The 14451-nt window shown below is 66.0% G+C and carries 8 protein-coding genes; 7 read left to right on the top strand and 1 reads right to left on the bottom strand.

The window, feature by feature from the left end:
• Window positions 1–14: 14 nt before the first annotated feature.
• The 7 genes from RPE78_RS16640 to RPE78_RS16610 all read left to right on the top strand — a co-directional run bounded on the left by RPE78_RS16640 (window position 15) and on the right by RPE78_RS16610 (window position 13456).
• Window positions 15–1415, top strand: coding sequence for a Glu/Leu/Phe/Val dehydrogenase (locus RPE78_RS16640; protein WP_330629595.1), 1401 nt, complete (start codon window positions 15–17; stop codon window positions 1413–1415).
• Between the two features lie 12 nt (window positions 1416–1427).
• Window positions 1428–2336, top strand: a complete 909-nt coding sequence (locus RPE78_RS16635; RefSeq protein WP_339110047.1) for a LysR family transcriptional regulator — start codon at window positions 1428–1430, stop codon at window positions 2334–2336.
• Window positions 2326–3252, top strand: a complete 927-nt coding sequence (locus tag RPE78_RS16630) for a glutaminase (RefSeq protein WP_330629593.1) — start codon at window positions 2326–2328, stop codon at window positions 3250–3252. Before RPE78_RS16635 ends, RPE78_RS16630 begins: the two co-directional genes overlap by 11 nt.
• A gap of 164 nt (window positions 3253–3416) precedes the next feature.
• Complete coding sequence (locus RPE78_RS16625; RefSeq protein WP_330629592.1) at window positions 3417–4760, top strand: Hint domain-containing protein; 1344 nt, start codon at window positions 3417–3419, stop codon at window positions 4758–4760.
• 70 nt (window positions 4761–4830) lie between these two features.
• Window positions 4831–5337, top strand: a complete 507-nt coding sequence (locus RPE78_RS16620) for a GNAT family N-acetyltransferase (RefSeq protein WP_330629591.1) — start codon at window positions 4831–4833, stop codon at window positions 5335–5337.
• A gap of 15 nt (window positions 5338–5352) precedes the next feature.
• Window positions 5353–12204, top strand: coding sequence for an SDR family NAD(P)-dependent oxidoreductase (locus tag RPE78_RS16615; RefSeq protein ID WP_330629589.1), 6852 nt, complete (start codon window positions 5353–5355; stop codon window positions 12202–12204).
• Window positions 12197–13456, top strand: coding sequence for a glycosyltransferase (locus RPE78_RS16610; protein ID WP_330629587.1), 1260 nt, complete (start codon window positions 12197–12199; stop codon window positions 13454–13456). The genes RPE78_RS16615 and RPE78_RS16610 overlap by 8 nt, the downstream gene beginning before the upstream one ends.
• A gap of 100 nt (window positions 13457–13556) precedes the next feature.
• Here RPE78_RS16610 and RPE78_RS16605 read toward each other — a convergent pair whose 3' ends face one another.
• Window positions 13557–14441: a LysR family transcriptional regulator gene (locus RPE78_RS16605; RefSeq protein ID WP_330629586.1), complete on the bottom strand. Its 885-nt coding sequence runs from the start codon at window positions 14439–14441 to the stop codon at window positions 13557–13559.
• Between the last annotated feature and the right edge of the window lie 10 nt (window positions 14442–14451).

Raw genomic sequence — 14451 nt, 5'->3', positions numbered from 1 at the left:
ACCGGACCAGACGCATGTCGGATCAAAAATTCTTCGCCAATATCGAACGTTTCATCGCCAACGCGACGCCGCATCTTGCCTTGCCCGAAGGGCTGGACGAGCGGATCACACAATGCAATTCCACCTATGCGGTGCGCTTCGGGGTGAAATTGCGGGGCCGGATCTACAGCTTCGAGGGCTGGCGCTCGGTCCATAGCGAACATATCGAACCGGCCAAAGGCGGCATCCGCTATGCGCCCGACGCGAATATGGACGAGGTCGAGGCGCTGGCCGCGCTCATGAGCCTTAAATGCGCGCTGGTCAATGTGCCCTTCGGCGGCTCCAAGGGTGCCTTGCGCATCAACCCCTCCGACTGGAGCGAGGACGAGCTGGAGCGCATCACCCGCCGCTTCACACAGGAACTGGCGCGCCGCGACCTGATCCATCCCGGTCGCAACGTTCCCGCCCCCGACATGGGCACCAGCGAACGCGAAATGGCATGGATCGCCGATGAATACCGCAAGACCGGCCGTGCCGATGCCATGAATGTCAATGCCTGCGTAACCGGCAAACCCGTGGCGCGTGGCGGCATCGAAGGCCGTGTCGAGGCGACGGGCCGTGGGGTGCAATATGCCGTGCGCGCCTATCTCGCCCATCCCGAAATGCCCGCCGTTTCGGGCCAGAAAACCGTCGAGGGCCTAAGCGTTGTCGTACAGGGCTTCGGCAATGTGGGCTATCACGCGGCAAAATTCCTTGCCGAGGACGGTGCTAAGATCGTCGGGATCGTCGAGCATGACGCGGCCATTTTCACCGCCGAAGGTCTGGATGTCGAGGCCGTGGCCGCCCATCGCCGCGCGACCGGTTCGATCGGCGGGTTTGCCGGTGCCGAAACCGTGCCAAGCGCCGAAGGCCTGACCCATATGGCCGCCGATATCCTGATCCCCGCCGCCAAAGAAGCCGCCATCACCGAGGCGAATTGCGAAGACGTCAACTACAAGCTGATCGTCGAGGCCGCGAACGGGCCGGTGACCGCTGCCGCCGAAGACTGCCTTGGTCGCCGTGGCATCCATATCCTGCCCGATCTCTTCGTCAATGCGGGCGGGGTTGTGGTAAGCTATTTCGAATGGGTCAAAAATATCACCCATATCCCCTTCGGCCTGATGGAACGCCGCCAGAAAATCGCGAACGGGCTGTCGATGGTGAATGCGCTCGAGCAGGTCTCAGGTCACACTCTGGCCGAGGAACTGCGCGCCAGCATCGCCCGCGACACGCAGGAAATCGACCTTGTGCGCTCGGGTCTGGAAGAGATCATGACCCGCGCCTTCAACGAGATCGCCACCCAGAAACAGGCCTTGCCCGACGCAAATCTGCGCACTGCCGCCTATGCCGTTTCCATTGCCCGAATTGCGGATTATTATCGCGCGATCGGACTGTAACGGGTGCACTGAATGGATATGCGTTGGCTGGAGGATTTCCTCGCGCTTGTCGAAATGCGGAATTTCACCCGTGCGGCAGAATTCCGCAATGTTTCGCAGGCCGCCTTCAGCCGGCGCATACAATCGCTGGAGCACTGGGTCGGCTCCGCCCTGATCGTCAAGGGGGCGGTGCCCGTGCGCCTGACCGAGGCGGGCGAGCAGTTCCGCGAGGATGCCGCCGCCTCTGTCGAGCGCCTACTGGGGGCGCGTTCCAAGATCCGCTGCAACCAGTTCGAGCTGATGTCACAGGTGCGTATCGCCACGCCCAACTGTCTGGCACGGTCGGATTTCAAGCGCGTGCTGCAGATGCTGCGCGGGCGGGTCAAATCCTCTTTCTCGGTGATTGTGGGCAATACACAGGATGTGACGGCCCGCTATATGGCCGGAGATGCCGATATCCTGCTGTGCCATGACAATCTGGCCCTGCCCAGCCCCGTGCATTCGGACGCACAGGAGCGGCTTGTCGTGCGCCGCGACCGCTTCATGCCCTATGCCGTGCTGAACGAGGATAAACGCGCCGCCTTCGGCTTTCCGGGCAATGCGCGCCATCCTTTCCCGCTGATTTCCTATTCGCACAAGGCCTATTTCATGCGCCTGTTCGAACATGTCCTTGAACGCGCGCCCGCCCTGCCCGCCTACAAGATCACCGTGCAATGCGACATGTCCGACGTGCTCAAGGAGATCATCATGGAGGGGCATGGCGTCGGCTGGTTGCCCGCCTCTGCGGTGGATGCCTCGGCCGCGCAGGTCATCGGGCCGATTGGCGGGCCGGAATGGGCGCTGGATGTCGAGATCTGCGCCTATCGCCCGCGCCGCGATCTTGCGCCGGAAATCGAGGCGCTTTGGGATGCGCTCAGACAGGAGGTCGGAAGTGACCGTTGACGCTCAGGCCCTACAGGCTTTTCTGGACAGGCTGACCGCCGATATCCACGCCCGCCACGATTGGGGCGAAGTGGCCAATTACATCCCCGAACTGGCCAAGGTCGATCCGGCGCAATTCGCCGTGTCGATTGCGCTGGCCGATGGCCGCCTGCTGCATGCGGGCGCCAGTGCGCGCCGCTTCTCGATCCAGAGCGTCTCGAAGGTCTTCACGCTGGCCTGCGTTCTGGGGCGGCATGGCGAACAGATCTGGACCCGCGTGGGCCGCGAACCCTCGGGGACGCGCTTCGATTCCATCCTGCTGCTGGAGCAGGAGAAAGGCCGCCCGCGCAACCCGTTCATCAATGCGGGCGCGCTGGTGACCACCGATGCCCTGCTGACAGGGCGTGCGCCGCGCGAAGCCCTGAGCGAAGTGCTGGCCTTCCTGCGCGAGGCCGCGGAAGAGGATGACATCCATATCGACCCCGCAGTGGCCCTCTCGGAGGAACGGACCGGGTTTCGCAATATCGCATTAGCCAACTACCTGAAATCCTTCGACAACCTGCAAAACGCGCCCGAGCTGACACTGGGCACCTATTTCCATCAATGCGCCATAGAGATGACCACAGACCAACTGGCACGCGCAGGCCGGATCATTGCACAACTGCCCGGGGTCTCGCCGCTGCTGACCGCCGAAAAGGCGCGGCGGCTCAATGCTCTGATGATGACCTGCGGCCATTATGACGGGTCGGGCGATTTCGCGTTCCGTGTCGGCCTGCCAGGGAAAAGCGGCGTGGGCGGCGGCATTCTGGTGATCGCCCCCGGCGTCGCCTCGATTGCCGTCTGGTCGCCCGGCCTCAATCTTTACGGCAATTCCCATATGGGCACATATGCCGCAGAACAGATCGCGAAATTCACCGGCTGGTCCGTCTTCGGCTAAAAGCCCCCCCACAGGCCAAGGCCGCAGGGCGGAAAATCGGTCTGCACAGGGGGCCTGCGCTGCGTAGTTAACTGAATAGTCACCCTATTCCCGTTCTATTCATCTCACCTTTCGCGTCGCTTTGACCCGAGGGGCCGACCTCAAGGGGACAGGCGGAATTCGGGATGGCCAATGCAACACTGACCGGCAATAGCGGGGCCAATGGCGCCACGCTGACAAACGCCGCCGATGGCAGCGGCAAGCCCTCCCAGAACCAGTCCGATGTCACATTGCAGACCTCCAGCGCGACGGTGACCGGCACCGGTCGTTTCTATGACGTCAATTTTCTTGGCGGCAATGACACGCTTGTGGCCACCAACATGCCTTGGGTGCATCCCGATAGCGGATCGACCATCGGGTTTGACAATATCAACATGGGCACCGGCAATGACCTTGTCGAACTGCATCGCAGCGCCTTTTACGACACGCTCGATATGGGCGATGGCGATGACACGCTGATCCTCGACAATTCCGGTGGCCGCGATGTCGTCATGGGCGCGGGCAATGACCGTGTGCAGCTCGATATGTCGCAAGCCGGTGCCGCCTCGGAAGAGGAACTGGCCCAGAAAGTCGGACAGGCCGCGATTGATCTGGATGGCGGCACGGGGTCGGATACGCTCAATCTGGTGGGAGACTGGACGCTGACACTGGCGGCGGGCAGCATCACGCTCGACACCAATAATGACGGCATTGGCGACAGCGTCACCAATGTATTGCGCTCGGATCAATACGGGCAGGTGCTTGGCATGCCCACGGTGCTGTCGGGCACCGTGCGCTGGGGCGACACGATCACCCTCAGCAATGGCGACACGGTTCTGGCCGAGGCGACATTCTCGAATTTCGAGGCGCTGGAGGCGGTATGTTTCGCCGCGGGCACCCGCATCGCCACACCGCAGGGAGAGATCGCCGTGGAGCAGCTTCGCGAAGGCGATCTGGTGACTACCCGCAACGGGCCGCGCCCGATCCGCTGGATCGGCAAAAGGCGGCTGGACCTGATCGACATGATGACAAACCCCAAGCTCCTGCCGATCCGCATCCCCGCCGGAGCCTTCGGCACAGGCCGTCCGCATAGCGACCTGCGCGTGTCGCCGCAGCACCGGCTGGCCGTCCGGTCAAAGATTGCCGAGCGGATCTTCGGCACGCCCGAAGTTCTGGTTCCCGCCAAGCTGCTGGTGGGCGTGGGCGATATCCATATCGAGGGCGAGACACAGGAGATCCGGTATTACCACTTCATGCTGGATCACCATGCGGTGGTCATGGCCGAGGGCATGGAGGCCGAAACGCTTTATCCCGGCCTCCATGCGCTCAACTTCCTGACACCGGACGGGCGCGCCGAAGTCCTGTCTCTCTTTCCCCAACTGGCAGATCCCGGACATCAGGCCGTTCCCGCGCTGCCCCTCGTGAAAAACCGCGAGGCGCGGGCGCTGGTCGAACGGCATCGGCGCAATGCCAAACCCCTCTGGTCATGAGATGAACCAGAAGGTAACCTTATGAAACCACACACAGGACCGGTCGGGCACCATCTGCGAGGTACAGCCATTGGAAAGCAGCCTTTCCGAAGAAGAGCGCGGCAAAGTCCGTATCGTTTTGGGCGAGGATGTCGCCGATGTCCCGCATGTGTTGCCGCTGGTACGGCAGATGCACAAGGAAAGCCTGTTTTCCGATCTGCCCTTCGACCAGCCGCAATTCGACCAGATCATCGGCTTCATCCGCGACAATCCCGGCTATAACGGTGCGCTCTATGTCGAATATGACGGCGAGCCGGTGGCCTTTGCCTATTACGTCTTCCGCCCCTTCATGGGCAGCCGGAAATCATGGGTCACGGTGATGCATACGCTCTATCTGCGGGCCGATATCCGGTCGACAGCCGTCGGCAGCTATATCTGGCAGCGCATCATGATGGCCGTGCGTGGCTGGTCGGCCCCGCGCGGGTCGAAAGGGGTGATGTTCAACGTCACCTCCGGCATCGCGGTCGAAGAAACCGATACGGTGCTGCGCTCTGGTGGGGCCACCCATCTGGGCGGCAACTATTTCATGCGGATCTGACATGAAGGCGGCCCGATGAATTGTGACCATGACAACGCGCCCATCGTGGCGGGAATCGGACTGCGCCTGCCCGGCGCGCGTGGTCTGGCCGCCGCATGGTCCGTGCTCTCCGAGGGGCGCTGCACCGTCACAACCGTTTCCGCGCGCAGCTTCGATCCGGCCTTCTACCACGATCCGGCGCAGGGCCGTCGCGGCAAGACCTATTCGCTGGCCGCAGGACAACTGGACAACCTCTACCATTTCGATGCCGCCTTCTTCGGCATCAGCCCGCGCGAGGCCGCCGAAATGGACCCCCAGCAACGCCAGATGCTGGTTGCGACATGGGAAGCGGTAGAGGATGCGGGCCTTGACATGGCCGATCTGTCGGGGCCGCGCACCGGCGTGTTTATCGGGTCTTCCATCGTCGAGAACCTCTCGTCCTACTACTATGACACCGCGCGCGGCGGCTCGACCTTCACACTTGGCAATACGCTGGCCATCATCGCCAACCGGATCTCGGCCCGTTTCGATTTCGGCGGCCCGAGTCAGGTCATCGATACCGCCTGTTCCTCCGGCCTGACGGCGCTGGACACCGCCACAAAGGCGCTGTCGCGGGGGGATCTGGATATCGCCATTGTCGGCGGCGTGCATGTGCTGCGCGCACCGGGCGGCTTTGTCGGCTTTTCCCAGGCGCGGATGCTCAGCCCCAGCGGGCGCTGCAGGGCCTTTGATGCGGGCGCGGATGGCTATGTCCGTTCGGAAGCGGCGATCGCACTGGTCCTTCTGCGGCCCGAAATCGCGGCCCGCCTGCACGCACGGCACAGGGGGCGCATCCTTGCAACCGGCGTCAATACCGATGGCGGGGCCTCGCCGCTTCTGGTGCCCTCCAGCGACCGTCAGGAGACATTGATCCGCTCGGTGCTGGACCAGGCGGGGCGGCCCCCCGAAGACCTTGCCTTCTACGAGGCACATGGCACCGGCACACAGGTCGGCGACCCTGCCGAGGCGCACTCCATCGGTCAGGCGGTCGCATCGCTCAGGCGGGCTCCGCTGCTGATCGGCTCGGCCAAGAGCAATTTCGGCCATACCGAGCCCGCCTCCGGTCTGGTCGGGCTGGTCAAGGCCTTGCTGGCCATGCAGCACAGGATTCTGCCCGCATCGCTGCATTTCAACACGCCGAACCCGAATATCGATTTCGACGGTCTCAATCTGGCGGTGGCCGCAACGCCAATGCCCTTGCCGGAGGGCCCCCTGCTGGCGGGGGTCAACGCGTTCGGCTTTGGTGGCACCAATGCCGTTGCCCTGATCGAGGGCGGGACACAAGCCACGCCTGCCCGCCGTTTCGTGCCGGTGTCATCGGGGACGCCTTGGCTGTGCCTGTCTGCCGCCTCGCCCGACAGCCTCGCAAAGCTTGCGGGGCACTGGTCGGCCCGACTGGACGCCAGCCCGCACGCCCGCGAGGCCCTTGCCGCCGCCGCCACGCGCCGCACCGCCCTGCCGCACCGGCTGGCGTTGCGCTGCGATGAAACCGCCAGCGCGCGGCTGCGCGACATCGCCCTTGGTCAGGCCGCAGCCCTTGGCGGGCGCGCGGCCTTCGAGCGCCCGCAGACCGTCTTTGCCTTTCCTGGCAACGGGGCGCAGATCATGGGGATGGGGCAGGACGCCTATCGCCATGATGCCCGTTTCCGCGACGGATTCGACCAGATCGCTGCGGCCTTTGCACAGGAAGGGATCGACGCTCTGGCCGAGCAACTCTTTGCCGCAGATCTCGACCGGCGTCTGGCCAGCCCGCTGGTGGCCCAGCCGCTGCTGGTGGCCTGTCAGGTGGCACAGGCGCAAAGCCTTATGGCCGCAGGGCTGCGCCCCGATGCGGTGATCGGCCATTCGGTGGGCGAACTCTCGGCGCTGACGGTTGCGGGATGCCTCACGCCCCAAGGTCTGGCGCGGGTTGTCGCCTCACGCTCGCGCCGGTTCGAGGCGCTGCGCGGCAGCGGCGGCATGGCCGCGCTGGCCCTGTCCGAGGCCGAGGCCAGCCGTGCCATTGCCGGATTGGGGGCGCCGCTGCTGGCCCTTGCCGCCGTCAATGCCCCGCGCTCGGTCACGGTCTCGGGGCCGCAGAAGGCGCTGGAACAACTGGCAAAGGTCAGTATCGGCGGCAAACGGATTGCCATGATGCCGCTCGGGGTCGAGGTGCCCTACCATTCCCCCGCCGTCGCACCGCTGCGCGCCGCGTTCATGGCCGACATCGCGGGGCTGCAGCTTGCCGCGCCGACCTGCCGGATTGCGGGATCGGCCTTGGGGCGCCTTCTGGAGACGCAGGATCTGACCGCCGACTATCTGTGGCGCAATGCACGGGATACCGTGCGGTTTTCCGATGCGCTGAAAAGCCTGTGTGCCGAAGCGCCCGCCGTGGTGGTCGAACTCTCGCCCCGTCGCCTGCTGGCGGCCAATATCCGCGATCTGGCACGGCTTGAGGGGCAGCCGCTCAGCTATTGCGCGGCGACACCCGCGCAGGGCACAGAACCTGCCGAGGCCACCGTCCTGCGCTGCTGGTGCCACGGCGCGCGCATCGACCGCACGCAGCTTTCGGGCCTCCCCGAGGCCCCCCCGCCCGATCTGCCGCTTTACCCGTGGCAGGAGGTGGAACATGCCACGCAGCTTTCGCCGGACGGCTATGACGCTTGGGGGGAGGCCGGACAGAGGCATTTCGCCGGACGCAGGCCGGACCGCGAACTGCCGGTCTGGACAACCGAAATCACCCCGACCGCCCCCGAATGGCTGGCCGATCACCGGATCGGCGGGGCGCAGGTGCTGCCCGCTGCGGCGCTGGTCGAGCTGGCCCTGTCTGCCGCGCAGGAAACATGGCCCGAGACGCCGCTGACGCTGTCGGGGTTCGATCTGCTGCACCCTGCCGATATCGCGGGCGAGGGCCTCCGCCTGCGCACCAAGCTGCTGGATGGCGGGCGTGTCGGGATCGACATGCGCCCACGGCTTGCAAAAACCGACTGGACGCCGCTCGCGCGTGGCACCTTGCGCCCCGACGCGATTGCCCCGCCGCCGCGTCGGGACACCCCCACCCACGAGAGCATCCCCACCGAGGCGCTTTATACGGCACTGGCGGCGCAGGGGCTGCATTATGGTCCGGCTTTCCGGCGGCTGGGCCGGATCTGGGCCGAGGAGGCCGGTGGTCTGGGCGCGACCCTTACGGGAGACCCGCCAGCGGGACAGTTCCTTTTGGACCCGACGGCGCTGGATGCCGCGTTCCACCTTCTGGCCCCCTATGCCGGACAGGTGGCTCTTGCGGGGGATACACCGCCTGCACTGGCCAAGGCCCTTGCGGCGGGTGCGGCGCTTTTGCCCACCCGTATCGGGCGGCTGACCCTCTGGCCCGGGGCCGGACCCGCGGCCACTGTGCGGCTTGTTCCGGGGCGGCTATGGCCGCGCGGACTGGAGGCGTCCTTCACACTTGAAACCGCTGACGGCCGGACACTGGCGGCGCTGGACGCGGTGGAGTTCACCCTTGCGCGGCCCGATGCCTTACCGATCGCCCCCGCCTTATGGCACAGAAGCGCCGTCCGGCTGCGCCCGCCAGAACAGCCGGTCACAGGCCCCGAAAGCTGGCATGAACCCAAGGCCGCGCTGGCCCGTCTGGGCTATGGCACGCCCCCGCCCCGCGCCGAAACGGACCTGTCCGATGCCGGAACCGTGCTGCGCCTGCACCCAGATCGCGCCAGCGACCTGCAACTGGCCATGCTTCAGGCCCGCGGGATGGACCAGCCCGATATCCGCCGCCACTCCGCGGCAACGCGCGCCTGCTGGCAGACAGCAGAGCGGCTGCTCGACGATCTGCTCGGGCAATGGCCCGCAGAAGAACGTTGCGCCTTGCTGCTGGTCGGATTGCCCCCCGGCTGGCTTGTCACCCGTCTTGCCGCCGATCCGCGCCTTGACGACCTCAGGCTGTCCCATCCTGACGAGACGGCGCGTGAAAGCCTGCGCCGCCTGTTGCCTGCGGCCTGCACGCCCCTGCTGTGCGATTCTCCCGAGGCAGGGATGTTCGACATCATGGTGACGGCCCTGCCCCATAGCCCGCCTCTCCTGACACCGCTGGCCGCAGGTGGCATTTGCGTCGCGCTCTCCACCGAGCCGGTCTGCGGGCCCCCGCCCGACGGGCGCGATCAACACGGGGCGACGCCACCGGTCGCACCGCCACCGACCGAGCCGCTGTTTTACGATGGAACAGGCCCCGTGCCGGTGACCATTTCCGCCTGCCGCAGCCCCGTCCTCAAGCCCCCGTCCCTCTCCGTGGCACCAACGAGCACAGACAGGCCGGCGGCAGCCACGCCGCCTCAGGGCCCGCCCGAGCTGCGCGGGCTGGACACCGGCGGACGCAATCTGCGCCTCATCGTGCGGCTGCATCAGGGCGCAGATGATCCGGTCACGGCGCTGGCCGATATGCTGGCGGAGCTGCGTCGTGCCACCTTGGATGCAGACGACATGCGCCCGCTGCGTCTGGTGGTGATGGGGGACGGCGATACAGACGGATTTGCGCAGCTGACAGCGGGTCTCGGGGCCGCCGTGATGGTGCTGCGCAACGAGGCTCCGGCAGCCGCTGCCTCACTGATTTCGGTGCAGACCGACGGCCTGCCGGACTGGGAGGCGCTCTTTGCCCTTGCCGACCGCGAACCCTGGGTCGATTGCGCCGGTTCCGCTTTGCGCGCGCCGCGCCTGCTGCCGCAGCCCCGCCCCGCAGAACCCGCCGCAGCATTGGGCCTGAATGACAGAGCGAACGAGGCCCTGAACGGGGGCCAAACCCACAGCTCGGCCTTCTCGTGGCAGCCCAGACCGCGCCAACGTCCCCGCGCCGACGAGGTCGAAATCGCGGTGGCCGCGACAGGGCTCAACTTCCGCGATGTGATGCTGGCCAAAGGTCTTTTGCCCGAGCGGCTGATCCGTAGCGGGGCGTCCGGTGGCGGTCTGGGTATGGAATTTGCCGGTATCGTGCAGCGGGTGGGCCGCGATGCCCCGCTGGCGAAAGGCATGGCCGTCATGGGCTTTGCAGCCGATGCCTTCGCCACACATCTGACCGTGCCCGCAGCGGCAGTCATGCCCCTGCCCGAGGGGCTGGACCTGCATCAGGCGGCGGCCCTGCCGGTGGCCTATGTCACCGCATGGGAGGCACTGCGCGGTGTGGGGCGTGTCTCGGATGGCGACATCGTGCTGGTGCATGGCGGCGCGGGGGGCCTGGGGCTGGCAGCGATCCGTGTGGCGCGGCTTTTCGGGGCGCGGGTCTTTGCCACAGCCTCGAGCGCAGAGCGGCAGGCACTGGCGGTTGCCGCAGGGGCGGAGGCCTGTTTTGACAGCCGCACACTGGACTTTGCCGATGCGTTGCGCGCCGCGACCGGCGGACATGGGGCCGATATCGTGCTCAACAGCCTCGCGGGGGAGGCGATGCTGCGCTCGGTCGAGGCACTGGCCCCTTTCGGCCGTTTCATCGAACTGGGCAAGCGTGGCTTTGTCGAGAATGCGATCCTGCCGCTCGGACAGTTGCCCGAAGAGGCCAGCTATCACAGCTTCGATCTGGACCGGCGTCTGGCGGCCCGCCCCGCACAACTGGCCGGAACGCTGCACAAGATCGGCGCGGCGCTTGCCGAAGGCCGCCTGCCCGCATTGCCGGTGACCCCTTTTGCGGCAGAAGACGCCGCCGAAGCCTTCGGGCATATGTTTGCCGCAAGACAGGTGGGCAAGATCATCATCACCCCGCCGCCACTTCCCACGGGCCCCGCCGCACCCTACCGGCCCATCCGCGACGACTGGGTGATCCTGGGCGGCACAGGGGGCGTGGGGCTGGCTCTGGCCAAAACCCTGCGCGAGAACGGGGCCAAACGGGTCCATCTGCTGTCACGCTCGGGCACGCCGAACCTTGGCAGCGGGGCGGCGGGCGCATGGGTTGCCGCCGATCAGGGCACGGTGCTCCACGCGCTGGATGGTCGCGACGCCGCCGCGCTTTCGGCCTATATGGCGCAGATCGATGCCGACGGCCACCGTCTGGGCGGCGTGATCCATGCGGCAATGGTGCTGCGAGACCGGTTGATCCGCGACCTCGACCCCGTCGAGACGGCGCTGGTGCTGCGCGCCAAACTGGGGGTGGCCCGCAGCCTTGATCAGGTGCTGCGCCAGCGGGCGGAGTCCCCCGATGCGGTGCTGTTTCTGTCTTCCGTGGCGGCCTGTCTCGGCAATCCGGGACAAGCCGCCTATGCCGCTGCCAATGCGGCGATGGAGGCGCTGGCCGAGCGCCGCCGCGCCGATGGCCACCCGGCCTCGGTGCTGGCACTGGGCCCGATCGGGGACGGGGGCGCGCTGGCACGCAATGCGGCCCTGTCGGCGCAGTTGGGACGGCTGGACGGGCTTGCGATGCTGCCGATGCGCACCGCCGTGGCAGAGATCCTGTCGACCCTGCGCGACCCCACCGCCCGAAACCGCCTTTTCGCCCCGCTGAACTGGGCGCGTCTGGCACCGCATCTACCGGCGCTTGCCGCCCCGCCTTTCTCGTGGATCGTGCCCGAGGGCGCGGCACAGGCCGCAAAACCCGGCGATCTGGCGCGCGCTCTGCGCGGCCTCGAATGGCCCGAGGCTCTGGCCCATGTCGAACGGGAACTGGCCGATATCCTATGCGATATCCTGCGCCTTCCAGCGGCAGAATATGACCCGCATCGCCCGTTGGGGCGCTATGGGATCGACTCGCTTATGGCACTGGAATTGCGGCTGGAAATCGAACGGCGACTGGGGCTGCAACTGGCAAGCTTCCCGCTGTCCGAAAGCACGACCCCCGCGCGCTTCGCCGTTGCGCTGCTGACACGCCTGCACGCACAGGAGGCGCCGGATGGCTGACGGCCCGCGCATTCTGCTGCTCCACCGCAACCAACCCGCGCAGTTCGAATTCTTCGGCAGGTGGCTGGCCCGTCGGGGCTGGCAGGTGACCTATATCCATGCCGGAGCCGCCTCGGACAGCACGGATGCGCTCGGCATCCGCACGCTGCGCTTTCCGGTGGCGGCCATGGAGCGCCCCGAGACCGATTTCCGCTATGCGCTGGATTATGCCGCCGCCACCGCGATGGGGGCCGCGGTGCTGTTCGAGCATCTGCGCAATCACGAGGGCTACCGCCCCGATGTGGTCATGGCGCATGCAGGCTGGGGGATCGGGCTCGGGGTGCGACAGATCTGGCCGCAGACCCGCTATATCGCCTATCACGAGTGGTATTATACCGATCTGGACTGGACCACCGGCAGGATCGAGCGCCCCAGCACGCCTCCCGTCGCGATGACCAACCGGATGCGGAACTTGCCGATCTCGGCCGAATTCGACAGCGCCGATGCCAACTGGTGTCCGACACAGTTTCAGGCCAACCGTTTCCCGCCCCCGCTGCGGCAGCAGATTTCCGTTCTGGCGGATGGCGTGGATTGCCGGTTCCATCACCCCGATCCGACCGCCAAGATGGATTTCGACTGGCTCTCCCTGCCCGACCGGCCAAAGCTGCTGACCTATGCGACCCGTGGTCTGGAGCCTTTGCGCGGCTTTCCGCAATTCATGATGGCGCTGGCCCGTTTGCAAAAACAGCGGCAGGATTTCCATACCGTGGTGCTGGCGCAGGACAGCGTCTCCTATGGTCCGCGCCTGCCCGAAGGGGAAAGCTGGGGCAAACGCGCGCTGGCGGCGCTGGACCTCGACCGGAGCAGACTGCATCTGGAAAGCATGAAGCCCCGCAGCGACTATCTGCGCACGCTACAGGCCTCGAGCGCGCATATTTATTTCACCGAACCTTTCGTCACCTCCTGGTCGCTTTCGGAGGCCCTTGCAAGCGGCTGCCTTGTGATCGGGTCACGCACGGGGCCGGTGATGGAGCTGGTCGAGGACATGCAGACAGGCATTCTGGTGGACATGGACGACCCCGAGGAGGTTTCCGACATGATCGGCTGGGTCTTCGACCACCCCGAAGAGGCACAGGCGATCCGGCGGCGGGCACGGCAGCAGATGCTCGATCTCTATGACAGCGAGGCGGTCTTCCGGCGTAAGGAGGCCCTGTTGCGCCAGATGATTTCGCGCGTGGCGGACACGACCGGACCCTATCAGCCCGTCCTGTAAGCGCCTGTGAGGCCGACACCGCCGCGCGCCATCTGCCCGCCCGTGCAGGCCCTGCCGACACGCGGGCCGCAGCCGGAAAGACGGGACGTGTCGCGGGCCTCTATAGCTTTGCCAGCACCTGCGCGATCACGTCACGGACACGGCGCGCGCGGGCCGGAAGCTGCCGGTTGCGGCGATAGGTCAGCCAGAGTGCGTGCCGGACCGGAACTGGCAGCACCATCACCTGAAGGCGGTGGCGCTGCGGATGGGCCTGAACCCCGCTGCGCGGCAGGATCGTGTAGCCCAAGCCCCTGAGGACAGGCGCGGGAATCTGACCGATCTGGTTGATGAAACTCCGCGCCCGGATATGTTCAGCGCCCTGAAAACTGTCCGGAAAGTTTGCGCCAAGCACCTCTTCGGCATAGGCGAACCCGTCTGGATGGGCAATGAAGCCCAAAGCGTCCAACCCTGCCAGATCCTGCGGTGGCGAGACCTGTTCCGGCAGGATCAGACACAGCTCGTCCTGCCCGACGATATCTCCGTCGAGCCGCATATGGGCGGGCGAGTGATCCACGATCCCCATATCACACTGCCCGCCCAGAAGGCCGTCGATGATACGCGGTTGCGGCATCGCCTCAAGGCGGATCGACAGGCCCGGGGCCTGCTCCATCAGATCCATGAAACGCGGATAGAGCAGCAGGGCAAGCGACCCCGAGCAAGCCACACAGACATCGCCATGATCCGGATCGTCATACTGCAACCGCCTGCGCAAATCGGCCTCTTCCGCACGCCTGCGGCGCGCAAGGGCCAGAACCGTTTCTCCGGCGGGGGTCGGGGCAAAGCTCTTGCCGTCGCGCGACAGAAGCGGCTGCCCGACCTGTGCCTCGAGCTTGCGGACCTGCTGGCTGACACCGGGCTGGGTCATGTTCAGGGCCTGCGCGGCGCGTGTGAAATGACCGATATCGCAAAGCGTCGCAAAGGTTTCGAGCCAGCGGGCGTTCAACATCAGATCATTC

This window comes from Thioclava litoralis (assembly GCF_045278885.1).
GTDB lineage: Bacteria > Pseudomonadota > Alphaproteobacteria > Rhodobacterales > Rhodobacteraceae > Thioclava > Thioclava litoralis.
Note: the sequence above shows the minus strand (reverse complement) of the source record. Positions and strands in the feature narration are given on the sequence as shown.